At 68.3% G+C, this 22725-nt stretch carries 21 protein-coding genes and 1 pseudogene; 18 read left to right on the top strand and 4 right to left on the bottom strand.

Going from position 1 to position 22725, the window contains the following annotated elements; translation table 11 throughout:
- From ACH34S_RS08110 to ACH34S_RS08060, 11 genes are all read left to right on the top strand, one after another.
- Entirely contained in the window at positions 1-1014 is a 1014-nt protein-coding gene (locus ACH34S_RS08110; RefSeq protein WP_395951819.1) for an ABC transporter ATP-binding protein, read from the top strand.
- Positions 1011-2126 carry an ABC transporter ATP-binding protein gene (locus ACH34S_RS08105; RefSeq protein WP_395951818.1) on the top strand — a complete coding sequence of 372 codons (1116 nt, stop codon included), beginning with the start codon at positions 1011-1013 and terminating at the stop codon, positions 2124-2126. Before ACH34S_RS08110 ends, ACH34S_RS08105 begins: the two co-directional genes overlap by 4 nt.
- A 109-nt stretch (positions 2127-2235) precedes the next feature.
- Positions 2236-2913: a GntR family transcriptional regulator gene (locus ACH34S_RS08100; protein ID WP_395951817.1), complete on the top strand. Its 678-nt coding sequence runs from the start codon at positions 2236-2238 to the stop codon at positions 2911-2913.
- 94 nt (positions 2914-3007) lie between these two features.
- Positions 3008-4132, top strand: a complete 1125-nt coding sequence (locus ACH34S_RS08095) for a thiolase family protein (protein WP_395951816.1) — start codon at positions 3008-3010, stop codon at positions 4130-4132.
- Positions 4133-4146: 14 nt separating this feature from the next.
- A complete protein-coding gene (locus ACH34S_RS08090) occupies positions 4147-4587 on the top strand; it encodes a Zn-ribbon domain-containing OB-fold protein (protein ID WP_395951815.1) in 441 nt (146 codons plus the stop codon).
- A gap of 12 nt (positions 4588-4599) precedes the next feature.
- Complete coding sequence (locus tag ACH34S_RS08085; protein ID WP_395951814.1) at positions 4600-5412, top strand: enoyl-CoA hydratase/isomerase family protein; 813 nt, start codon at positions 4600-4602, stop codon at positions 5410-5412.
- Entirely contained in the window at positions 5409-7751 is a 2343-nt protein-coding gene (locus ACH34S_RS08080) for a CoA transferase (protein ID WP_395951813.1), read from the top strand. Before ACH34S_RS08085 ends, ACH34S_RS08080 begins: the two co-directional genes overlap by 4 nt.
- A 58-nt stretch (positions 7752-7809) precedes the next feature.
- Positions 7810-8994, top strand: a complete 1185-nt coding sequence (locus tag ACH34S_RS08075; RefSeq protein WP_395951812.1) for a thiolase domain-containing protein — start codon at positions 7810-7812, stop codon at positions 8992-8994.
- Entirely contained in the window at positions 8991-9437 is a 447-nt protein-coding gene (locus ACH34S_RS08070; RefSeq protein ID WP_395951811.1) for a Zn-ribbon domain-containing OB-fold protein, read from the top strand. The genes ACH34S_RS08075 and ACH34S_RS08070 overlap by 4 nt, the downstream gene beginning before the upstream one ends.
- Entirely contained in the window at positions 9434-10825 is a 1392-nt protein-coding gene (locus ACH34S_RS08065) for a 3-oxoacid CoA-transferase (protein ID WP_395951810.1), read from the top strand. Before ACH34S_RS08070 ends, ACH34S_RS08065 begins: the two co-directional genes overlap by 4 nt.
- A gap of 8 nt (positions 10826-10833) precedes the next feature.
- The gene (locus ACH34S_RS08060) at positions 10834-12216 is read left to right on the top strand and encodes an amidase (protein ID WP_395951809.1); all 1383 of its coding nucleotides are present in this window, start codon (positions 10834-10836) and stop codon (positions 12214-12216) included.
- An 8-nt stretch (positions 12217-12224) separates the two neighbouring features.
- Here ACH34S_RS08060 and ACH34S_RS08055 read toward each other — a convergent pair.
- Positions 12225-13442, bottom strand: a pseudogene (locus ACH34S_RS08055) (RNA-guided endonuclease InsQ/TnpB family protein).
- A 117-nt stretch (positions 13443-13559) separates the two neighbouring features.
- Between ACH34S_RS08055 and ACH34S_RS08050 the strand changes: the two are divergent.
- The 6 genes from ACH34S_RS08050 (at position 13560) to ACH34S_RS08025 (ending at position 19542) form a co-directional block, all read left to right on the top strand.
- Positions 13560-14999 carry an aldehyde dehydrogenase family protein gene (locus ACH34S_RS08050; protein WP_395951808.1) on the top strand — a complete coding sequence of 480 codons (1440 nt, stop codon included), beginning with the start codon at positions 13560-13562 and terminating at the stop codon, positions 14997-14999.
- A 9-nt stretch (positions 15000-15008) separates the two neighbouring features.
- Positions 15009-16061 (top strand): Ldh family oxidoreductase, encoded by a 1053-nt coding sequence (locus ACH34S_RS08045; protein WP_395951807.1) that lies wholly within the window; start codon positions 15009-15011, stop codon positions 16059-16061.
- Positions 16058-16843: an N-acyl homoserine lactonase family protein gene (locus ACH34S_RS08040; protein ID WP_395951806.1), complete on the top strand. Its 786-nt coding sequence runs from the start codon at positions 16058-16060 to the stop codon at positions 16841-16843. Before ACH34S_RS08045 ends, ACH34S_RS08040 begins: the two co-directional genes overlap by 4 nt.
- 272 nt (positions 16844-17115) lie before the next feature.
- Complete coding sequence (locus tag ACH34S_RS08035; RefSeq protein WP_395951805.1) at positions 17116-18570, top strand: hypothetical protein; 1455 nt, start codon at positions 17116-17118, stop codon at positions 18568-18570.
- Complete coding sequence (locus ACH34S_RS08030) at positions 18551-19009, top strand: hypothetical protein (RefSeq protein ID WP_395951804.1); 459 nt, start codon at positions 18551-18553, stop codon at positions 19007-19009. Before ACH34S_RS08035 ends, ACH34S_RS08030 begins: the two co-directional genes overlap by 20 nt.
- Positions 19006-19542, top strand: a complete 537-nt coding sequence (locus tag ACH34S_RS08025; protein ID WP_395951803.1) for a hypothetical protein — start codon at positions 19006-19008, stop codon at positions 19540-19542. The genes ACH34S_RS08030 and ACH34S_RS08025 overlap by 4 nt, the downstream gene beginning before the upstream one ends.
- 50 nt (positions 19543-19592) lie before the next feature.
- Here the strand turns inward: ACH34S_RS08025 and ACH34S_RS08020 are convergent, their stop codons facing one another.
- Both ACH34S_RS08020 and ACH34S_RS08015 read right to left on the bottom strand, forming a co-directional pair.
- Complete coding sequence (locus ACH34S_RS08020) at positions 19593-19781, bottom strand: DUF397 domain-containing protein (protein WP_395951802.1); 189 nt, start codon at positions 19779-19781, stop codon at positions 19593-19595.
- Complete coding sequence (locus ACH34S_RS08015; RefSeq protein WP_395951801.1) at positions 19778-20593, bottom strand: helix-turn-helix transcriptional regulator; 816 nt, start codon at positions 20591-20593, stop codon at positions 19778-19780. The genes ACH34S_RS08020 and ACH34S_RS08015 overlap by 4 nt, the downstream gene beginning before the upstream one ends.
- Positions 20594-20694: 101 nt before the next feature.
- Here ACH34S_RS08015 and ACH34S_RS08010 point away from each other — a divergent pair, with 101 nt between their 5' ends.
- A complete protein-coding gene (locus tag ACH34S_RS08010) occupies positions 20695-21123 on the top strand; it encodes an ATP-binding protein (protein WP_395951799.1) in 429 nt (142 codons plus the stop codon).
- Between the two features lie 107 nt (positions 21124-21230).
- Here ACH34S_RS08010 and ACH34S_RS08005 read toward each other — a convergent pair whose 3' ends face one another.
- Positions 21231-22589 (bottom strand): LVIVD repeat-containing protein, encoded by a 1359-nt coding sequence (locus ACH34S_RS08005; RefSeq protein ID WP_395952419.1) that lies wholly within the window; start codon positions 22587-22589, stop codon positions 21231-21233.
- Positions 22590-22725: the final 136 nt, after the last annotated feature.

Below are 22725 nucleotides of genomic sequence, written 5' to 3'. Positions count from 1 at the left end.
ATGACGATGGAGAAGAAGAAGGACGGCGACCAGCTGTTGCAGATCGAGGATCTGCACGTCGACTTCCTGACCGATCGCGGGTGGACGAACGTCGTCGCGGGCGTGTCCTTCGACGTCGGGCCCGGCGAGATCGTGGGCCTGGTCGGCGAGTCCGGGTCGGGCAAGAGCGTCACGAGCCTGTCGGTGCTGCGGCTGCTCCCGGACGGGTACGCGCGCACCCCGTCCGGCCGGGTGCTCTACCAGGGCACGGACCTGATCGGCATGCCCGCGCGGGCGCTGCGCGACATCCGCGGCAACGAGATCTCGATGATCTTCCAGGAGCCGATGACGAGCCTGAACCCGGCGTTCACCATCGGCGACCAGATCGCCGAGGTGTACCGGCGGCACAAGGGCGGGTCGCGCCGCGCCGCGTTCGCCCGCGCGGCGGAGATGCTCGACCTGGTCGGGATCCCGGACGCGGGCAGCCGCGTCAAGGATTACCCGCACGAGTTCTCCGGCGGGATGCGGCAGCGGGCGATGATCGCGATGGCGCTGGCCTGCGAGCCGAAGCTGCTGATCGCGGACGAGCCCGCCACCGCGCTCGACGTGACCGTCCAGGCGCAGATCGTCGCGCTGCTCTCGCGGCTGCGCGACGAGACCGGCTGCGGCATCCTCTTCATCACCCATGACCTCGGGCTGGTCGTCGAGCTGGCCGACCGGGTCGTCGTGATGTACGCGGGCGAGGTCGTGGAGACCGCGGCGGCGCTCGACCTCTACAACGCGCCGAAGCATCCGTACACGGCGGGGCTGCTGAGCGCCATGCCGCATCTCGGGGTTCGCGGGGAGGAGCTGCCGACGATCCCCGGCCGCACCCCGGAGCCCTGGCGGATGCCGGAGGGCTGCAGGTTCAGTCCCAGGTGCGGGTACACGAGCGACGAATGCGTGGCCGCGCCGCCCGCGCTCCGGATCGTCGAGGCAGGCCGCAGCGCCCGCTGCTGCCGAACCGAGCAGTTGCGTTTGGTGGGTTCCCCATGAGCATCAAGAAGGTCGGCCCCTCGGAGTCGGGGCCCGTGGCCGAGCCGGGCGCCGCGCCCGCGGACGGGTCGCCCACGGACGGGTCGCCTGCGGGCGGGCCGCTCGTGGACGTCCGCGATGTCAGCGTCGTGTTCCGGAAGAGGCGGACGCTGGCGGCGGCGCGGCAGGTGCGCGCGGTCAACGACGTCACCTTCCACATCGACGAGGGCGAGACGTTCGGGCTGGTCGGCGAGTCGGGGTCGGGGAAGTCGACGACCGGGCGGGCGCTGCTGAAGCTGGTGCCGGCGGTGAGCGGGTCCATCAGGGTGGCCGGGCACGACGTCACGTCCCTGCACGGCAGTGCTCTGCGCAAGGCGCGGCGGAGCATGCAGATGGTGTTCCAGGACCCGTACTCGTCGCTGGATCCGTCGTCCACGGTGGCGGCGAGCATCGCCGAGCCGCTCGTCGTCCACGAGAAGCTGTCGGCGAAGGCGGCGCGCGGCCGGGTGCACGAGCTGATCGAGATGGTCGGTCTCCGCGCGAGCTACGCCGACCGGTATCCCTACGAGTTCTCCGGCGGGCAGCGGCAGCGGCTCGCGATCGCGCGGGCGATCGCGCTGAACCCGCGCTTCGTCGTGTGCGACGAGGCCGTGTCCGCGCTGGACGTCTCCACCCAGAACCAGGTCATCAACCTGCTGGAGCGGCTGCGGTCGGAGTTCCGGCTGACGTACCTTTTCATCGCGCACGACCTGGCGATCGTCCGGCACATCTCGCACCGGGTCGGGGTCATGTACCTCGGCCGGATCGTGGAGACCGGCCCGGCGGAGCGGGTGTACGGCGCGCCGGCGCATCCGTACACCCAGGCGCTGCTGTCGGCGATCCCCGACCCGCGCCGGGAGTCGGAGCGGATCGTCCTGGAGGGGGATCTCCCGGACCCGGCGAAGCCGCCGGTGGGGTGCCCGTTCCAGACGCGGTGCAGGTTCGTCATGGACGTCTGCAGGCGGCAGATGCCCGAGCACACCGCCGTCGAGGGCGGCGGGGAGGTCGCGTGCCATCTGCAGACGAGCGGCCCCACCTTGGCGGGCTCGCCGCTGCACGATCTCGCGCCGACCCGTGTCGCGGCGGCGCCATGAGGGTCGCGATGGCGCCATGTGGACGCGTCGCCCGTGACGTGATCCACATTGACCTACATATACTGGCAGACGTAATCTGTAGTACGTCAGACAAAAGCAAAGGACTGCCGTGACCGACCCGAAGCTCGACCTGACGATCGACCGCCCCGCCGAGTCCGTACCGGAGATGGTCGTGCGGCGGATTCGCGACGCGATCGCCGCGGGCCTGCTCCCTCCCGGTCGTCAGCTCACCGAGCGCGAACTCGTCGAACTTACCGGCGTGAGCCGGACGTCCGTGCGGGAGGCCATGCGGCACTTGCAGACCCTGGGGCTCGTGGAGCCGTCGCCGAGCCGCGGCGTCCGCGTCGCCAGGCTCGGCAGTGACGAGGTCCGGGAGATCTACGAGGTGCGCGACGCGCTGGAGCCCGCCGCGGCGGAGCTGTTCGTGCTGCGCGCGACGGACGAAGAGGTCGCCGCGCTCGTGGAGAAGGTCCAGCCGCGCGAGACCGGAGACCAGCGCCTCCAGGCCATATACGAGTTCGACGAACTGCTCCTCGCCGGCGCCCGCAACTCGCTGCTGAAATCGATGCTGGAGCCCCTGCACACGCGTATCCACGCGCTGCGCAGCCTTTCGGTGACCATTCCCGGCCGGCACGAGGCGTCCGCGCGGGAGTACCTCGAACTCGCCGAGGCGATCGCCGCCCGCTCGCCCGAGCGCGCGGCCGAGGCGGCACACCGCCATGTCCGGGCGGCCGCGAAGGCGGCCCTTGAAGCTGTGGAAATCCTCGAGAAGAAGCACCCGAAGTAAAGAGAAGCAAAGAGAAGCAAAGAGAAGTATCGGTGGCCACCAAGGCCACCTAGGACCCCGTCGGCACGAGCACGAGGGTGATATCGCCATGGCCATGAAGGATGTGGCAATCGTAGGCGTCGGGTCGTCGGACTTCCGGCGGCTGTACGCGGACAAGAGCCAGCCAAACGATGCGTACGAACTCGCGGCAGAAGCGTTCAGAGATGCACTGGACGACTGCGGCGCCACTCAGCAGGACATCGACGGACTCCTCTGCATCAACATCAAGTACGGCCAGTTCGGAGAAACGGTCGGGCTCACCGGCCCCGGATTCGTCCATGACCTGGAGGGCACCGGCCGCATGAGCGGCGTCGCCCTTCAGGAGGCATGCGCCCTCGTCCGCTCGGGCATGGCGGACATGGTCGCCTGCGTGTACGCGACGAACGGCAGAACGGCGGGCACGAAATACGGCGGCGGGGACGCCGATCCGGCGGGCGCCTACGACGCCATGTACGGAATGACGTCCACGGGCGCCTACGTGTCGATGATGTACCAGCGGTACCGCGCCATGTACGGGGCGCCGGACGACGCGCTGGCTCCGCTCGCCATCAACAACCGCGCGAACGGGGCCCGCAATCCGATCGCGGTGTTCCAGAAGGAGATCGACCGCGACGAGTACCTCTCGTCGCGGTACATCGCCGAACCGCTGCGCAAACTCGACTACTGCATCATCAACGACGGTGCCGTCGCGTTCATCGTGACGTCCACCGAACGGGCCCGTGACCTGCGGAAGAAGCCCGTCCGGGTGGCGGGCACGGCGGGCCGGGCCGAGCTGAGCCGCAGCTACATCAGCCCCGACTTCTACTTCGAGACGAGCGCCGCCGTCGCCGACCAGCTCTACCGGGAGACGGGAATCGGCCGGGATCAGATCGACTGCATGCAGGTGTACGACAACTTCCTCCCGACCATTCTCTTCACGCTGGAGGGGTTCGGTTACGCGCCTCGCGGCGGCGCCTGGGAATGGATCCGGGACGGCCAGATCGAGCTCGGCGGTAATTGTCCGCTGAACACCTCGGGCGGCCATACGAGCGAGAGCTACATGCAGGGGTTCGCGCTCCATGTGGAAGCGGTGCGGCAGGTGCGCGGCGAGGCCGGTGAACGGCAGGTCGCGAACTGCAACACAGTGCAGTACATGTGCGTATCGCCCATCGTGACCTCGCACATCTTCGTGGCCGACTAGAAGGGGGCTAGCCGATGGACGTCGCGGCCTACGCGAAACTCTTGCCGGACATCACCTCGCGCAACAAGCCGTTCTGGGACGGCTGTGAAGCCGGCGAGCTCCGCCTCCAGAAATGCGCGGACTGCGGGCGCTACCGCTTCCCGGACGCACCCGTCTGCCCAAAGTGCCTTTCCAGCTCGGCCACCTGGGAGGCAGTGAGCGGAGCCGGAACCATCTGGTCGTGGTGCACGATGCACCAGAAGTACTTTGCCGCCTTCGCCGACGAGCTTCCCTATCGGCTCGTCTATGTGCGCCTGGCCGAGGGCCCGCTGGTGATCAGCGTGTTGGCCGACGAACCGTCCGGCGAGGCGGCCGAAGAATTGCGCCTCGACCAGCCGGTTCACGCGGTGTTCCGGCCGAGTCCCGGCGGGCGGGTCATTCCACAGTTCAGCACCGGCGTTGCCGCAGGGAAGTGAGGGTGAACTCCCATGGATCCGATCGCTGACCACGATCTCGTCCGGTACGAGGATCTGTCCGACGGCGTCGCGCGCATCACGCTGAACCGTCCCGAGAAGCGAAACGCGATGAGCCGGGCCGCGCGAGCGGCGCTGCTGGACGTCCTGGACCGTTGCGACGGCGACGGCGCCGTCAAGGTGATCATCCTCACCGGCGCCGGACCGGCCTTCTGCGCGGGCGTCGACCTCAAGGAGTCCGCGGACGAGGAGATCGACGCCGACCGGCGCGGCCCGGGACGGCGCACGAGCTGGCTCACCGTCCAGGAACGCATCCGGCAGCACTCGGCGATCGTCATCGCCGCCGTCAACGGGTTCGCGCTCGGCGGCGGCCTCACCCTCATCAATTCGAGCGATCTGGCCGTCGCCGCCGAGGACGCCCCGATCGGGATGCCCGAGGTCGGCTTCGGCCTGTACCCGGGGCTCGCGGGCCCGTCCACGCAGCTCCGGCTCGGGGCGAAGCGTGCGGCCTGGATGGTGCTGACCGCCGACCGGATCACCGGCGCGACGGCCGCGGAATGGGGGCTGGTGAACGCCGCCGTCCCGGCCGCCGAGCTCCAGTCCACCGCGCTCGACCTCGCCCGGCGCGTCGCCCGGCACAACGCGGTGACGCTGACCTGCGCGAAGCGCGCCCTCCACGAGATCCCCATGTACATCTCGGACTGGACGAAGGCCCTCGAATACGGCGAGGACGTCCGGCACCAGATCGCGGCACGCACCGACGTGCTCGACGACCGCCATGCGACGCACCGGATGGCCGTCGGCCGGACCGGCGACGGCGCGCGATGAACCGTCCAGACGCCGTCGCCGCCGGCGGGGGAGGCGCGCGGACCGGCAGGGTGCTCCGCGTGGTCGAGCTCGCCGATGGCGTGGCCGCCCAGGTCGGCGGGCGGTTGTTCGCCGGCCTCGGCCACACCGTGACCAAATGCGAACCGCCCGGCGGCGACCCGCTCCGCACCCGCGAGCCGGTCGACGCCGACGGCCTCAGCTACACCTTCGCCGCGCTGAACGCCGACAAGCGGAGCGTTCGGCTTGACCCGTCCACCCCCGAGGGCCGCGACCGCCTGACGGAGCTGCTCGCGGCGGCCGACGTCCTGATCACCGACGTCGGCCCGCGCAGGTCGGCGGAGACCGGGCTGTCCCCGGCCGGCCTGCGCGCCGCATATCCGGGGCTGGTCATCGTCGCGATCACGCCCTACGGCGTCACCGACCCGCGCTCCGACGTCCACGGCGACAGCCTGCTCGCCGAGTGCTACGGCGGCCTGGCGACGATGGTCGGCGAGCCGGACCGGCGCCCGCTGAGCCTCGGCGGCGAGCAGGTGGCGCACGCCGCCGCGTTCGTGGCCTTCTACGGGGCGATGCTCGCGCTCCGCCGCCCGTCCGGCGATGTCGTGGACGTCGCGCTCTGCGACGTCGCCGCGTACATCGACTGGAAGAGCGACATCGTCTACACCGAGACGGGCCAGATCCCCGTCCGGACGGGCACGAGCATCGGACGCTGGCGGACGGTCGAGGCCGCCGACGGCTGGATCGGGTTCATCTTCCAGCCCGAGCAGTGGGACAGCGTCGTCACGCTAGTCGGCGACCCCGCACTCGAAGACCCGCGGCTGCGCGGCGACAAGGCGCGCTTCGAGCTGGTCGACTCCTGGTGGCCGGCCGTCGAGCGGTGGGCCGCGCAGCGCACCAAGCGCGAGATCTACCACGCCGCGCAACGCCTCGGCCTGCCGTTCGGCTACGGCGCCGACCTGGCCGACCTGGCCGCCGACCCGCAGTACCAGGCGAGATCGTTCATCTCGGACGGCGGCGCCGCAAGGCTGGCCCCGGTCGCCGGCCTCCCCTGGCGCTTCGGCCCCCCACCGTCCCTGACCGGCGACGGCACCGAGCCCGACACCCCACCCGCCGCCCCGCGCCCGGCGGACGGCGCGGGCCGGACGGCCCCGCTCGAAGGGTTCGTCGTCCTCGACCTTGGCACCATCACGGCCGGGGCCGCCACCGGGCGGCTCCTCGCCGACTACGGCGCCACCGTCATCAAGATCGAGACGCGGGACCGCCCGGACGCGTTCCGCGTGTGGCCCGTGCCCGGCGCCGGCGACGCCGAGGTCATGGAGGAGTCTCCACTCTTCGAGTCGAACAACGCGGGCAAGCTGGGCGTCACGCTCGACCTGAAGACCGAGGCCGGGCGGGCGGAGATGCGGCGGCTCGTCGCCCGCTCCGACGCGCTGATCGAGAACTTCACCGTCGGCGTCACGCGCCGCCTCGGCATCGACTTCCCGACGCTGATCGAGGTCAACCCGCGGCTGATCTACCTGTCGCTGTCCAGCCAGGGGCAGTCGGGCCCCGAGTCGGGCACCCGCTCCTACGGCTCCAGCCTCGACCTGCTGTCCGGCCTCGCGTCGGTCACGGGGTATGCGGGGGAGCGCCCGATGTGGTCGTCGGCCGACATCAACTACCCCGACCAGATCGTCTCGCTGTTCGGCGCCGGGCTGATCGCGTACTGCGCGGCCCAGGACCTGCGTGGGACGTACCTGGACGTGTCGCAGCGCGAGCTCGTCAGCTGGACGCTCGCCGACCGCATCATCGAGCATCTCGACACCGGGACCGTTCCGGGGCCGTCCGGCAACCGGCGCCCCGGCAGCACCCCGCACGACGTGTACCGGTGCGACGGCGACGACCAGTGGGTCGCCATCGCCTGCCGCACGGACACCGAACGTGCCGCACTCGCGGCCCTCATCGGCGCGGACCGAATGGCGGGCGAACCGGCCCGCTGGTGGGAGGAGAACCACCGGGAGGTCGACGCCGCGATCAGTGCCTGGACCCGGCGGCGCCCGAAGGATGCGTGCGTCCGCGAGCTGACCAGGGCCGGCGTACCGTCCGCGCCGGTCCAGTCCGCCCGCGAACGCGCCGAAGATCCGCATTTCCGGCGCCGCCGGGTCTTCCTCGACGAACCACGCCGCCAGAAGGGCTTCCCGCTGCGGCTGTTCGGCTACGAGCCGCCGCAGCCCCGCCCGGCCCCGAGCCTGGGTCAGCACGACATCGAGATACGAAACGGCCTTCTGCCGGGCCTCGGCGACGTGCCCGCCCCGCGCCCCGCCGAATTCCCGTCCCCGCGTCCGGGAGGATCACTGTGAATGAACAATTTTCATCCTTGATAGGCCGTCCCAGTTCATGCCTCCACGGAAAGGCCGGATGAAAATGTTCAACGCCAACGATGCCGCCGTCATCATCGGCGCCTACGAGCATCCGGGCCGCGAGCTGCCGGACAAGTCGCTGGCGCAGATCCACGCCGAAGTGGCGATCGGTGCGCTAGCGGACGCGGGCCTGACCCTCGACGACGTAGACGGCTATTTCTGCGGCCACGACGCGCCCGGATACGGCGGCGGCTGGGTCACGATGGCCGAGTACCTGGGCCTGCGCAACCTCACCTACATGGACTCGACGGAGAGCGGCGGCGCCTCGCCGATCTACCACGTGTCGCACGCGGCGGCGGCGATCGCGGCCGGGAAGTGCAGCGTCGCGCTGATCACGCTGGCCGGGAAGCCGCGGACGGGCATCCAGCCGGGCGGCGGCGGCCCGGCCCGCCCGGAGGACGACTTCGAGACCGCGATCTACACCGGCGCAGGCCTGGTGAGCACCTACGCACTCGCGGCCCGGCGCCACATGTACGAGTTCGGCACGACGAGCGAGCAGCTCGCCGAGATCAAGGTGGCGGCGTCGAAGCACGCGTCCCACAACCCGAACGCGTTCCTGCAGAAGGTGCTGACGGTCGATGACGTCGTCAACTCGCCGATGGTCGCCGACCCGCTGCACCGCGCCGACTGCTGCGTGGTGACGGACGGCGGCGGCGCCGTGGTCGTCGTCAGCCGCGAGGTGGCCCGCACCCTCGACCGGCAGGCGGTGAAGATCATGGGCCAGGGCGAGGCGGCGAAGCTGACCAACGGCGGCAGGGTCGACCTGACTTACACGAGCGCGGTGTGGTCGGGCCCGCGAGCGTTCGAGCAAGCAGGGGTGACACCGCAGGACGTCGACTACGTGTCGATCTACGACAGCTTCACGATCACCGTCCTGGAGATCCTGGAGGACCTCGGCTTCTGCGCGAAGGGCGAGGGCGGCCGCTTCGTCATGGACGGGACGCTCGTCGCCCCGCACGGCAAACTCCCGTTCAACACCGACGGCGGCGGGCTGAGCAACAACCATCCGGGACACCGCGGCGGGATCACCAAGACCATCGAGGCGGTGCGGCAGCTGCGGGGCGAGGCGAACCAGGGCACGCAGGTCCCCGACTGCGAGATCGCCCTGGTGCACGGCAACGGCGGCGACCTGGGCACCCGGATGCGCAGCGCCACCATGATTCTCGGAAGGGACGGCGAATGAGCGAGGTACGGAGCCCGGTGCTGCCCGCGACGCCGCCGGTGACCACCCCGGACACCGCGGAGTTCTGGAAGGCGACCACCGAGGGCACGTTCCTCGGCCGCCGCTGCGACGACTGCGGGTCGGCGATCTGGTACCCGCGGCCGATCTGCCCGTTCTGCCACGGCTCGAACACGCGGTGGGAGGAGTTCAGCGGGCGCGGCTCCGTCTACTCCTACAGCGTCGTCCACCGGGCCGGGGGCGCGTGGAAGGGCGTGACGCCGTACGTCCTCGCATATGTGGAGCTGGAGGAAGGGCCCCGCGTGATGACCAACATCGTCGACTGCGACGTCACGAAGGTCGCCATCGGGGACGCGGTGGAAGTGGTGTTCGAGGACACCGGGAACGGCAGCGCGCTGCCTCGCTTCCGTCCGGTGCAGAGCGCAGAGGAAAAGGGACAGGCATGACCATCAACAAGGTGTACGAGTCTCCGCTGGCGGCCGTCGCCGACGTCCCGGACGGCGCGAGCGTGTCGATCGCGGGTTTCGGCAAGACGCACAGTTTCCCGACGAGCCTCACCGTCGCGCTCCGGGAGCAGGGCGCCCGGCAGCTCTGCCTGGTCGCCAACTCGCTCGGCGAGGGCCCCTACCGTTCGATCACACTCGTGGAGAACCGGCAGGTCAACCGTTTGATCGTGTCGTTCTCGGCGCGGGCGGGGGAGGCGACGTCGGCGGCCGAGAAGCAGATCGCGGCGGGCGAGATCGAGGTCGAGCTGGTGCCGCAGGGCACGCTCGTCGAGCGGCTCCGCGCGGGCGGCGCCGGGATCGGCGCGTTCTTCACCCGCACCGCCGTCGGCACGGCGGTCGCGGACGGCAAGGAAACCCGCGTGATCGACGGTGTTGAGCACGTTCTGGAAATGGGGCTGAAGGTCGACTACGCGTTCATCCGCGCCGCCCGCGCAGACCGCTTCGGCAACCTGGAGTTCGACGGCGTGGGACGCAATTTCATGCCCGCCTTCGCCAAGGGCGCCGAAATAACGATCGCCGAGGTGGACGAGATCGTCGAAGGCGAACTGGACCCCGAGCGAATCGGTCTCCCCGGCATTTTCGTGAGCCGCGTCGTCCGCAAGACGGTCGACGTCCCACACGACTTCCCGGTGGTGCGGGAGGGCCGTGGCGCCGACAGCGCCCGCACCTACAACGGCAAGCAGGCGCTGACCCGCAAGCAGATGGCGGAGGTCGCGGCCGGGCTAGTGCCGAGCGGCAGCTACATGAACCTTGGCCTCGGAATCCCGACGCTGATCTCGGATTACATTTCGGGGCGCGACATCGTCCTGCATTCGGAGAACGGCGTGCTCGGCTACGGGACGATCGCGTCCCGCGAAGACTACAACCCCGAGATCTACAACGCGGGCGGCCAGTACGTGCACCTGGAGAAGGGCGCGTCGTTCTTCGAGAGCGTGACGTCCTTCGAGATGGTGCGCGGCGGCAAGGTCGATTACGTCGCGCTGGGGGCGTTCCAGGTGGACGCCGACGCCAACCTCGCCAACTGGAGCACCCCGAACATGGTCGGCGGCGGCATCGGCGGCGCGATGGACCTGGTCGCGGGCGACGTCAACGTGATCGTGCTGATGATGCACTGCGACTCCAAGGGGAACCCGAAGCTCGTCAATTCCTGCGAGTACCCGCTGACCGGGCTGAACTGCGTCAACATCGTCGTCACCGACCTGTGCGTACTGCGCCGCGTCGGCGACGTGTTCAAGCTCGAATACGTTGCGCCGGGATTCACCACCGACGAGGTCGCCGCGCTCACCGAATTCGAAATCGACGCCTCGGACTTCGAGCCGGCGGCGTAGAGGCCACCGTGTCGGATCTCGCCGGATTGACCGCCGCGGAACTGGCCGAGGCGTACGCGCGGCGCGACACGTCGCCGGTAGAGGCGACCCGCGCCGCGCTCGCCGCCATCGAGGAACGCGACGCCGAGCTGAACGCGTTCGTCCTGGTGGACGCGGATGCCGCGCTCCAGTCGGCCGCCGAATCGGAGGCCCGCTGGTCGACCGGCACGCAGCGCGGCCCGGCCGATGGCGTCCCCACATCGGTCAAGGACCTCGAACGAACCCGCGGCTGGCCGACCCTGCGCGGCACCTGGCTGGCGGACGCCGCGGGCCCGTGGCCGGAGGACTCGCCCAGCGTCGCCAGGCTGCGCGAAGCGGGCGCCGTCCTCATCGGCAAGACCACAACACCCGAGTTCGGCTGGAAAGGCGTCACCGACTCCGACCGTTTCGGAATTACCAGAAACCCGCTGGACCCGGCATTGACGCCCGGCGGTTCCAGCGGCGGCTCGGCGGCGGCGGTCGCGGCCGGGATGGGCACGTGGTCGGTGGGCACGGACGGCGGCGGGTCCGTCCGGGTCCCGGCGTCCTTCACGGGAACGGTCGGCTTCAAACCAACAGGCGACCTGATCGCGACATACCCCCCAGGCAGCAACGGCCACCTCTCGCATCGCGGACCGATCACCCGCACCGTCCTCGACGCCGCCATCATGCTCGACGTGATCGGCCGCCCCGATCCCCGAGACTGGGCCGCGCTGCCCGCCACGTCCGGCTCATTCACGGACGACATAGAAGCGGGCATCAAGGGCCTGACCATCGGCTATTCGCCCGACCTCGGCTACGGAACCAACGACCCGGAAGTGGCGTCACTCGTGGCCAACGCGATCGACGCCCTAGCCGACCTGGGCGCACACGTCACAGAAATCGAGCCGATCTTCGACGACCCCGTAGAGGCATTCCAAACACTCTGGTGTGCCGGAGTAGCCCGCACGCTAAACCCCTACGCCCCAGACGACCTGACCCGTGTAGACCCGGCCCTCCTCGAGTACGCGGAAAAGGGCCGCGCCATAACCGCCGTCGAATACCTGGACGCGCTAGCCGTCTGCGCCGACCTAGGCCTACGAATGGCGCGCTTCCACAACACCTACGACCTGCTGGCCACTCCGACCGTCCCATGCGTGGCGTTCGCCGCAGGCCAGAACGGCCCGACCCCCGAACAGTCGCAGGTCTGGGCGTCGTGGACGCCGTACACCTACCCCTTCAACATGACCAGGCAACCGGCGCTGAGCGTGCCGTGCGGCCGCACGCGTTCCGCCGGGCTTCCGGCCGGACTCCAGCTGGTGGGTCCCCGCCACCAGGACGCCCGCGTGCTCAGAGCGGGCCGCGCCTACGAGACGAGAGGACAGCAGGCTTGACTTCCTCCTCACGGCTGAAGCCGGGGGGTTCCGGCCCTCGCGGGTCGGGTTTCCTGCTTCGCCGCCAGTCGCCCGCCGGGCTTGCGCCCTTGGGGTCTTACACCGGCTCCACAGGCGTTTCATCTCTCGGCCAGCCCGGCCGCGAGGATGTTGCGGGCCGCGTTCACATCCCGGTCATGCGTCACGCCGCAGGCGCACTGCCAGGACCGGACATCCAGCGGCATCGCAGCCCGCCGGGCTCCGCACCCGCTGCACAGCTTCGAGCTGGGGAACCACCGGTCGATCACGAGGAGTTCGCGGCCGTACCAGGCGGTCTTGTACTTCAGCATGCCGCGCATCTGGCGCCAGGCGGCATCGGAGATCGCGCGGGCCAGCGCATGGTTGCCGAGCATGTTGGTGACGGTGAGGTCCTCGAGCACGACCGTTTGGTTCTCGCGGACGAGCCGAGTGGTGAGCTTGTGCAGGAAGTCCCGCCTGCGGTCGGTGATCCGGGCGTGCACCCGGCCGACCCTGAGGCGGGCCTTGTCTCGGTTCTTCGACCCCTTCGCCTTGCGGGACAGGGCCTGCTGGGCTTTGGCCAGCCTGCGCCGGTCGCGCCGCTCGTGCCGGGGGTTGGTGACCTTCTCCCCGGTGGACAGGGCCACCAGCGACGTGATCCCCGCATCCACGCCCACCACCTGCCGGGCGGGCGGCAGCGGGTTGAGCGTCTCCTGCACCAGGATGGACACGAACCAGCGTCCGGCGGCATCCAGGCTTACCGTGACGGTGGACGGGTCGGCGCCTGGCGGCAACGGACGCGACCACACGATGCGCAGCGGCCCGTCCATCTTCGCCAGTGTCAGTGTCCCGTCCCGCCAGCGGAACGCCGACCGGGTGTACTCCGCCGACTGCCGGGACTTCTTGCGGGACTTGAACGTCGGGTACCCGGCGCGCTTGGCGAAGAAGTTGGCAAACCCCGTTTGCAGGTGCCGCAGGGCCTGCTGCAACGGGACCGAGGACACCTCGCCCAGAAACGCCAGCTCCGGCGTCCTCTTCCACGCCGTCAGCAACGCGGACGTCTGCGCGTAGGAGACCTTCCGGCCTTCCTTCATGTAGACGCGAGAGCGTTCGGCCAGCGCCTTGTTGTAGACCAGGCGCACACAGCCGAAGGTCCGGGCGAGCTCTGCGGCCTGGTCGGGGGTCGGATAGAAGCGGTACTTGTAAGCCCGCTTCACCGACTGCGCCATGTCATGAATCATACCCGGAGCGTGGCCGATCGTCGCACACATGTTCGCATTCCTGTGGCACCGGGCCGCGTTTCCCCCCACGCCTGAAGGCGGGGTCCCCACACTTCAAGGAGAATGATGACGGAGCTACCCACGGTCGAGAACCTGATCAACGGGGAATGGCTGCGCAGCGACCACGAACGCACGGTGCACCACAAGTTCACCGGCGCACCGCTCGCGACGTCGTACGACGCGACGCCCGCCATGGTGACCAACGCCGTGACCGTCGCCCGCGCCGCGAGCCGCACCCCCCTGAACCCCCTGCAGCGCTACGAGATCCTGCGCGGGGTCGCCGACCAGATAGCGGCGAACCGCGAGGAACTGGCCCTAGACGTGGCCCGCGAGTCCGGTTTCAGCATCAAGGACTGCCTGGGCGACACCGACCGCGCCGTGCAGACCATGCTGACGTCCGCCGAGGAGGCGAAGCGGATCGACGGCGAGGTCGTCCCGATCCAGGCCGCGCCCGGGTTCGCGCACCGCCTCGCGTTCACGATCCGCACACCGGTCGGCGTGGTCGGCGCGATCACGCCGTTCAACTCGCCGCTGAACACCGTCGCCCACAAGGTCGGACCGGCGCTGGCGGCCGGGAACGCGGTGATCGTCAAGCCGTCGCCGTTCACGCCGATCGCCGCCGCCGCGCTCTGCCGGATGCTGCTGGACGCGGGCCTGCCACCGGGCCTGATCGGCTTGGTGCTCGGCCCGGGCGACCCGGTCGGACAGGCCCTGGTGGACGACGAGCGCGTCGACTTCATCACCTTCACCGGCAGCACCGCCGCCGGAAAGGCGATCTCCGCACGGCTCGGCATGCGCCGCGCGACGATGGAATGCGGCAACGTGTCCGCGACAATCGTCTGCCAGGACGCCGACGTCCTCTCCGCCGCCCAGCAATGCGCACGCGGCGCGTTCCGCAAATCAGGCCAGGTGTGCACATCCGTACAGCGCCTCTACATCCACGCGGACATCCTGGACGAATTCCTGGACGAACTATCTGCCGCCGCATCGAAGCTCGTCCTGGGGGACCCGGAGGACCCATCAACCGACATCGGCCCGATGATCAGTGAGGCGGCGGCGAAGCGTGCCGAGGAATGGGTGCACGCCGCCGTCGACCAGGGCGCCCGGATCGTGACCGGCGGCGACCGGCAGGGCCCGGTGATGACCCCGACGATCCTGGTCGACGTAGCCCCGGACGCGCGCCTGCTCTGCGAGGAGGCGTTCGCGCCCGTCGTCTCCGTCGTCCCCTTCAACGACCTGGAGGCCGTGATCGACAAGGTGAACGACACCCCGTACGGACTCCAGGCGGGCATCTTCACCCGCGACCTCGACACCGCCCTTACCGCCGCCAAGACCCTCCGCATGGGCGGCGTCGTGATCAACTCGACGTCGAGCACCCGCGCGGACCTGATGCCGTACGGCGGCGTCAAGGACAGCGGCTACGGCACCGAGGGCCCCCGCTACGCCATCCGGGACATGACGGAAGAGCGCCTGATCCTGATGGAGCCCGCCGGCGGATCGAAATAGGGCAGCCCAATGTCGACCGTCCGAGTTTCCGCCGCCGAACTGCGGGACGCCGCCACCCGCATATTCACCGCGTCCGGCGTGCCCCCCGACGACGCACGGCTGGTCGCGGACAGCCTCGTCCAGGCCGACCTGTGGGGACACCAGTCACACGGCGTGCTGCGCGTGGGCTGGTACGTCGACCGCATCCGATCAGGAGTGATGTCGGGCGAGACGAAAACCGAGCTGGTCACCGACCACGGCGCCGTCGCGACCCTCGACGGGCACGACGGCGTCGGCCAGGTGATCACGGCCCGCGCCGCCGAAGAGGCCATCGACCGGGCCCTGAAGCACGGGATCGGTGCCGTCTCCGTCCGGAACTCCAACCATTTCGGAACCGCCGCGTACTTCACCAGAATGGCGCCGCCACGCGGTTGCATCGGCATCCTGACGACGAATTCGAGCCCCGCGATGGCCCCCTGGGACGGCCGCGGGAAACTCGTCGGCAGCAACCCGTGGTCGGTAGCGGCCCCCGTAGACGCCGACAACCAAATGGTGCTGGACATCGCCAACACCGCCGTAGCCCGAGGAAAGATCTACTTGGCCCGGAACAGGGGCGAGGAGATCCCGGACGGCTGGGCGGTCAGCGCAGACGGAACACCCACCCGGAACCCGGAACAAGCCCTCCTCGGGACCGTCCTGCCCATGGCGGCCCACAAGGGATACGGCATCTCGGTGATGATGGACGTCCTCTCGGGCGTCCTGAGCGGAAGCGGTTTCGGCTCGGGCGTCAGCGGTCCCTACCAATCGGAACTGCCGGGCCGGTCAGGGCACCTCTACCTGGCCCTTAACATTGCAGCCTTCACCCCCGTGCAAGAGTTCGAGGAGCGCATGCAGGCTCTGGTCGCGGAACTAAAATCCGGGTCCAGGCCGGGTGCGGAAGAAGTGCGCTACCCCGGCGAACTGGAAACCCTCGCCGAAACGCGGAACACCGAACAGGGCCTGCTCCTTCCCGAACGGACCATCGCCGACCTGCGCCAGGTAGCCCGCGACCTGGGCGTCGACGTGCTGATGGAGGAACGATGAGCATCACCGTCACCCCGATACGCGTCGGACGGTCGAAGGACGTCCCCCTGGCCGCCGCCGTCTACGGCTCGGCGAGCAACACGACCATCGACATTCACATGTTCATGTTCGTGATCGAGGCCAACGGCACGCGCATCGTCGTCGACACCGGGACTTTGGACCCCGAATACGTCCGGCGGCACCACCCGTACGCGTTCGTCCGCACCCCCGAGGAACTGCCCGAGACCGCACTACGCGAATGCGGCTTCGACCCCGATGACGTCGACTACGTCGTCAACACGCACCTGCACTGGGACCACTGCTCGAACAACAACCTGTTCAAGAACGCCCACATCCTGGTGCACCGGCGCGAACTCGAATACGCGATGAACCCGCTGCCGCTGCACGAGCGCGCGTACGAGAAACTACCGGGCCTCCAGGCACCGTGGATGTCGGCCTGGGACCGCATCGAGGCGATATCCCGCGAACAGCAGATCTGCCCGGGCGTCACCGTTGTCCCGCTGCCGGGCCACACACCCGGGTCCCAGGGCGTGCTAATCGAATCCGAATCCGGCCGCTACCTGCTCGCCGGCGACGCGATGGGCGTCTACGAGAACTGGAACCCGGAGGACTGGCGAAAGAGCGTCGCGCCGACCATCCACACCAACCTCTTCGACTGCTACGAGACCTTCGAGTTCGTCGGTGGCCTCAACTGCGAAGTGATCCCAAGCCACGACCACCGCATCATCGAGAGCCCCCTGTTCCAGCACACCGTCACGACCGAAAGCCAAGCTGCCTCCTGACGCCCCGACTAGCGGATTCGGGGGATATGCGCCCCCTCACAAAAGCTTCGTCGGCACACCCGCCACCAGGACACGAAACCGAGGCCCACCGGACGAGACGTCACGGATTCGTGTGATCGCTTTCTGTGCATTGTTCGGGAGGGGTGCAATTCCCGGGCGAGCACGGTTTCATTGACGCGCGGCGTTTCCCGACGTTGGCCCCGCGCGTCCCGGGTGGCGTCCGCCCATGGCCGGGCTGTTGGTCCGGTGCCGTCCGGCGGAAGGGCTGATTGGTGGGCGTCGACCACACCAGCGGGACCGAGACCACCGACCAGCCGCAGCCGTCCAGCGAAAAGCCACCCCCGGACCGCCCCGGCTCGCCAGGACGCCCCTCGCGCCAGGAAAGCTGGACCGCCGCCAGCACCCCCACCGAGACGACCCCACAGACCTCGGACGAGACCAACGAAGACGAGCCCAGCACAGAGCAGCCCGACGCCAGAACACCAGAGCCCCCGGAACCAGAGGCAGACGACGACGGGGAACCGCCAGGCACGCCACGAGCCGACTCATGGACACGCGCACGGGAAACACAGCAGTCGGACACGGGCGAGCGGCGCGCAGAGGACCTGCAAGAACCGGCCGAATCGGCAGGCGAACAGCCCGGAGAGCCGCCCGAGCCGGGACGAGGACCACGGGCGGAGTCGTGGGCGCGTGCGGCCGAAGCGCAGAGCACGGCGGCGGGCAGTGAGACCGCCGAGACCGACGCCCCTGCACCGGCCACGATCGAGAACGGCGAACGAGTCGCAGCGCTGCCCGCCGACCGTGCATTCGACAGCGACCCCAACGCACCTGACCGTCCGGATGAGCAAGCCGCCGGGACCGACGGACAGGACATGCCCGGCCAGGAATCGCGTCCCGGGACGGACGACGCCGAGCCCCTGTTTCCCGACCGCGAGCCTGCTGCCGGAGACGGCGGCGAGGCCGAACCTGGCACGGGCGAGACCAAGGCGAAGAGCACTGAGACCGGCGAACCGCGCACCGAACCACGGCCCGGGACCGAGACGCCGCCAGAGCCCGATCGCGAAGCCGCCGAGCAGACCGACGAAGGCACCGGTAACGCAGAGCCCTCCGCACCTGACGCCGAGCAGACCCCGGAAAGCGGACGGCAGGCCGGCGACCACGACGATCCCCAGCCGTCCTCCGAGGACGCGGAAAGACCCGACGAAATTGCTGACGGCCCCGGCGACGCCAACAACGCCCGTGGTAGGAATTCTGAGAACCAGCCCGCGTCCCCGGCGCCCGAGGAGACCGAAACCGACCAATTCGCCGGACTCCCGACCCGCGCTGACCTCGACCCCGCCAGCGCCGGAGAACTCACCGCCGAACGCGGCGAACCCCTCGCCCCCGTCAACGAGAACCAGGACCTGTCCGAATCCGATGACGCGGAAAAGATGAGGCATATTCTGCGTCGCAACAGAGAAAACCCGGATGACGCGCAGAGGAACCTAAATAATCTGTCCTCTAATATGGATGAGCTCTTTGAGAGGCCGCCGTCCGGTAATGCGGTAAGCATGCAGGACACCAGCAATCGTGGGGGGCAACTCCAGGGCGATCAGCAGCCAGGTGTACAGGGCGGAAGTGTAGTGTATGCCGCGCTAGGTATCGCCATGGTGGCGTGGAAACTACACGAAACATTGACTGGATGGGCAAGAGAGCGTGGAGGAAGAGATGACAATAGCCATCGATAAGCAGGTTTCTGCGCTGCACGCGCAACTCGCAGGGCGCGCCGACGAGAACAGGCGCCTGCTGGGTGAGTTGAGCCACGAGGAGTTGAACGTAGGCTACGCAGCCGTCATATCTGCTGCCTTCTTTGAGCTCGCGCGGCGACGCTTCATCAGGGGCGGCAAGCCTGCCAGTGACGCCGAGATCATCGAGTTCGTTGCAGAAGCGCGCGGAAGGACCACGGACGCGGCCGAGATCATCGATCCAGAGGTTGCCGAGCTCGCAATCAATTACGTGCTCGGCAAGCTTCCATTGGATGCTTATGACGACGTCGACGGTAATGTTGGCTTCCGGGTCAAAAGCCTGCTGGTGGCTGTAATGGTCGCAGACGAAGACTTTAGCGAGGTCGAGCTGGACGCGTTTATGACCAAGGTTCGAGAACTCGCTCTGGAGTCGCTGCAGTGATCGATTGGTCTGTGGTAGAGATCGGGGACGAGCATATTGCCGCGCTGCGTCTGCCCTTACAGGAAGGCCCTGAGGCCTGGCAGCGGTTGCAGAAAGAGTTGACGACCTCAGATCAGGCTGCTGCCGGTTATGTGCAAATGTTCCATGCCGCGTTCTACGTCGCAGTACGACGGAAGTTTGCTCCGCGCTACAGCGTCCACGATGTTGTTCGTTATGTGGCGGAACTGCGGATTGAGCTCAAGAAGTATAGTGATGAGGACTTGAGTCCGCGCATTGCGGAGAACGCCATCCGCGGCAGCCTTGGGGAAGCGACTCTTCAGAAAGAGAACAATCCCCTGGTAGACGGGGACGAGAAGAATCTTGAGCACCTGATGGCCGTTGAGCTGCTCGTGTTGTTCGACGTCCTCCTCACGGAAGAGAAATCTGGCGAGGGCGGAGTGGAGGATTACGTGCGGGAGGCGACCCACCTTGCGCGGCGGTGGGTGAGCGAGCGGCAGAACGCGCAGGCGAAGGAGCAAGAGCCGACGGGTTAAGTCGGCTTCTTCGGCCCGATTGGGTGGGGGCGATACCTTGGGGCGGACGGTCAGTGGGTGACGTGCTGCTTGAGCTGCTCCAGCAGGGCGGCGAACTGGGTGACGGTCAGGGTGAGGTGGCCGCCGTCCGGGGCCATCGAGTCTCGGACTCCGATCCCCGGGGTAAGCCGTCCCAGCTCAACGCAGTGCTCATCGTCTGCTCCGCCGCTGTGGGTGCTCTTGCGCCAGTGCACGATCATTCGTAGCTCTCCAGGTACCGCTTGATGATCTCGCGAGAGGCCTCCAGGGAAGCCGCCTTCGCGCCGATGCGATCGAACTTAACCGACAATTCGCGGACCTCGCCAGGAGTCTCGATCAAGCGGCCACCGTTCTGGGCGCCCGAATATGCGATGTCGCGGCTCTCCAGGCTAAGGACCTGGAGTGATCCGTCAACGCCGAGGTGAGCGCCTGACTTGAAGGGGACGATGCGGAGGCTGACCTGCGGCAGGTCGGCCATGGTGAGCAGATGCTCCAGCTGCGCCTTCTGCACCTCCGGGCTGCCGACCTCGCGCGCCAAGACGCTCTCGTCGAGGACGGCCCACATTTCCACGTCGGTCCCCCTGTCGAAGAAGGACTTCTTCCGGGCGACTCGCCTGGCCATCGCGGCCTCGAAGTCCTTCGGAGTGCCGGACTGGACGTATGCCCAGGTGTACTCGTCGGTCTGGAGGGCGAGTGGAATGACCTGGCCGTGGTAGGTCTTGATCAGGTTCGCCTCCTGCTCGTACTTGACGAGCTGCTTTCCCCAGTCGGGGTCGTGGGCCATTCGGGCAAACCAGAGCAAGAGCTGAAATAGCAGGCCCGTCCCGTAATGCCGGTCGAGTGCCTGCGCGTGGTCGTCCTGGAGGCGGCGCCGACCCGCTTCGATATTGGAAACAGTTCCTCGGGTCACTCCCATGATCTGGCCGCACTGGGTTAGTGAGAGACCCATCTTCTCGCGCCAAAACCGCAGGTAGAAGGCCAGAAAGACCCACATCGAGAGCTTGGGGTTGAGGGGCTCGCGGACGATCGGCATTGCGGTCCTCCCTGTATCCGGCTTTGGTGCCTACAGGCGAAACGTAGAACATCGCGGTGATCCTTGTCATAGGAATTCAGAATCCCGGACAAGGGGGAGCGATGGTGATGACGGCGGCGGGGGAAATGATCGTTCCCCTTATGGGGACGCCGGCCTCGGTGGGGCTTGCTAGGACGCTTGCGGCCTCGCGGCTGCGCAATTGGGACTATTCCCACATTCTCGACGACGCGCTTCTCATTATCTCGGAGCTCGTCACCAATGCGGCGCGGCAGACGCCGAATGAGGAGATTCGGGTCCAGGTCAGCCGGGACGGCGACGGGCTCATCCTCGCCGTCTGGGACCGCGACCCGCAGTACCCGCGCGTCAAGCCGCGCAGCGCGCTCACCCTCGACGACCTCGACATCTCCGAGGACGCGTTCGACGACAACGGGTGCCATGGGCTGCACATCGTCCAGGCCTTGTGCGTCCGCTGCGGTGCCACTCGTGACCCGGCCGGAGGGAAGTGGGTCTGGGCCAGGATGCGGCCCTGATCGGCGCGGTGTGCTGGCGTCATGCGGGAGGGGGCCTGACGGCAGTGCGCCGGAAAGGGACGGGCCCCCGGCCGCTGTGGCCGGGGGCCCGTCAGGGGCGAATCAGGTCAGTCGAAGTAGTTCGGCTGCGACTGGGCGTTCAGGATGTCCAGCCTGACGCGCTTCGCCTTGTCGGTGCGGCGGTCCCGGAGGTCGATGACGTCCAGGCCACGTTGGATCTCGTTGGAGTAGATGTAGCCGTTGTAGTAGTACGTCGACCACGTTCCGGCCAGGTACTGGAGGTTGTCCGCCCACTGGGGACGGTCCAGCCAGGCGATCTCCTTCGGGTTGCTGGAGTCGGTGAAGTCCATGACCGAGATGCCGCCCTGGTACCAGGACTGCACCATGATGTCCTTGCCCTTCACCGGGATCAGCGAGCCGTTGTGGGCCACGCAGTTCTCGTTGACGCTGTTGTGCCGCGGAATCTTGTAGTAGCTGCGGAACTTCAGCTTGCGGTGCTTGCCCTTCCCGACGATGTCGTAAATGGCGTTGGCGCCCTTCTCCGGCCCGATCTCCGGGTTGCAGGTCGCCGCCGAGCCGCCGCCCAGCTCATCGGTGAACACGATCTTCGTGGCGCTGTTGTTGAACGTCGCCGAGTGCCAGAACGCGAAGTTCTCGTCGTCGCGCACGGTGGTGATGGTGCGCGGCTCCAGCGGGTCGGAGATGTCGAACAGGACGCCGTCGCCCATGCAGGCCCCGGCCATCAGGTCACGGTCGGGGTAGGCGGTCAGGTCGTGGCAGCCCGAGGTGGCGCGGGTCTGGTTCGGCCACTGCGTGTCCGGCGGGTCGCCGGGGTTGCCGCCGTCCGGGAACAGCACCGGCTCGGCCGCGACGTGCGCCGCCTCCGGGTTCCGCAGCGGGACCTTCACGATGGAGATCAGGTCGTGCGGGGTCTTGCAGTCCGGGTAGGTGTCGTTCGGCGAGTACGAGGACACGTAGATGTAGGCGTTGCGCTTGCTCGGGACGAGCGTGTTGGTGTGCGAGCCGCACTTGGTCTCGACGGCCTTGACGTACCGCGGGTTGCGGACGTCGCTGATGTCGAAGATCTTGATGCCCTCCCACGCGTCCTTCTCGGTCGCGGGCTTGGCGACGGACTGGCACGAGTCGTCGCTGCGCGAGCTGTCGGTCGACAGGAACAGCAGGTCCCCGGCGATCGACACGTCGTTCTGCGAACCGGGGCAGTGCACGACGGTGACGACCTTCGGCTGCGTCGGCCGGCTGATGTCGTAGACGGTGAAGCCCTCGTAGTTGCCGCCGAAGGCGTACCGGCCCTTGAAGGCCCAGTCCGAGCCGTACGCGGCGGGCGCGGCGAGCGGTCCCTGCTTGGGGATGTTCGCCAGATGGTGCATGTTCGGGGTCTTGGTGATCTCGTCGGCCGGGGCGCGTCCCGCCGACGCCGACGGGACGAGCACGGTGGACATCACCATGACGATGCCCGTGAGGGTCCCCAAGATGGTTCTGCGTCTGTTCCTTCGCTTCGGAGCTGGCGTCACCCCGGACTCCTTTGTCTGCACGGCTCCATGAATGGATCCTGATCTTCCGGAGTATGGAGTGTTTTGAGTT

It is taken from the genome of Actinomadura sp. 3N508, assembly GCF_044326375.1.
GTDB lineage: Bacteria > Actinomycetota > Actinomycetes > Streptosporangiales > Streptosporangiaceae > Spirillospora.
The sequence above is the reverse complement of the archived record's forward strand: the minus strand, read 5'-3'. Positions and strand labels throughout refer to the sequence as shown.

Bases quoted from the DNA above. Each gene is read 5' to 3' on its own strand.
- ACH34S_RS08110 (WP_395951819.1), top strand. From the start codon at position 1: ATGACGATGGAGAAGAAGAAGGACGGCGACCAGCTGTTGCAGATCGAG.
- ACH34S_RS08105 (WP_395951818.1), top strand. From the start codon at position 1,011: ATGAGCATCAAGAAGGTCGGCCCCTCGGAGTCGGGGCCCGTGGCCGAG.
- ACH34S_RS08095 (WP_395951816.1), top strand. From the start codon at position 3,008: ATGAAGGATGTGGCAATCGTAGGCGTCGGGTCGTCGGACTTCCGGCGG.
- ACH34S_RS08090 (WP_395951815.1), top strand. From the start codon at position 4,147: ATGGACGTCGCGGCCTACGCGAAACTCTTGCCGGACATCACCTCGCGC.
- ACH34S_RS08085 (WP_395951814.1), top strand. From the start codon at position 4,600: ATGGATCCGATCGCTGACCACGATCTCGTCCGGTACGAGGATCTGTCC.
- ACH34S_RS08080 (WP_395951813.1), top strand. From the start codon at position 5,409: ATGAACCGTCCAGACGCCGTCGCCGCCGGCGGGGGAGGCGCGCGGACC.
- ACH34S_RS08075 (WP_395951812.1), top strand. From the start codon at position 7,810: ATGAAAATGTTCAACGCCAACGATGCCGCCGTCATCATCGGCGCCTAC.
- ACH34S_RS08070 (WP_395951811.1), top strand. From the start codon at position 8,991: ATGAGCGAGGTACGGAGCCCGGTGCTGCCCGCGACGCCGCCGGTGACC.
- ACH34S_RS08065 (WP_395951810.1), top strand. From the start codon at position 9,434: ATGACCATCAACAAGGTGTACGAGTCTCCGCTGGCGGCCGTCGCCGAC.
- ACH34S_RS08050 (WP_395951808.1), top strand. From the start codon at position 13,560: ATGACGGAGCTACCCACGGTCGAGAACCTGATCAACGGGGAATGGCTG.
- ACH34S_RS08045 (WP_395951807.1), top strand. From the start codon at position 15,009: ATGTCGACCGTCCGAGTTTCCGCCGCCGAACTGCGGGACGCCGCCACC.
- ACH34S_RS08040 (WP_395951806.1), top strand. From the start codon at position 16,058: ATGAGCATCACCGTCACCCCGATACGCGTCGGACGGTCGAAGGACGTC.
- ACH34S_RS08030 (WP_395951804.1), top strand. From the start codon at position 18,551: ATGACAATAGCCATCGATAAGCAGGTTTCTGCGCTGCACGCGCAACTC.
- ACH34S_RS08020 (WP_395951802.1), bottom strand. From the start codon at position 19,781: ATGATCGTGCACTGGCGCAAGAGCACCCACAGCGGCGGAGCAGACGAT.
- ACH34S_RS08015 (WP_395951801.1), bottom strand. From the start codon at position 20,593: ATGCCGATCGTCCGCGAGCCCCTCAACCCCAAGCTCTCGATGTGGGTC.
- ACH34S_RS08010 (WP_395951799.1), top strand. From the start codon at position 20,695: ATGGTGATGACGGCGGCGGGGGAAATGATCGTTCCCCTTATGGGGACG.
- ACH34S_RS08005 (WP_395952419.1), bottom strand. From the start codon at position 22,589: ATGGTGATGTCCACCGTGCTCGTCCCGTCGGCGTCGGCGGGACGCGCC.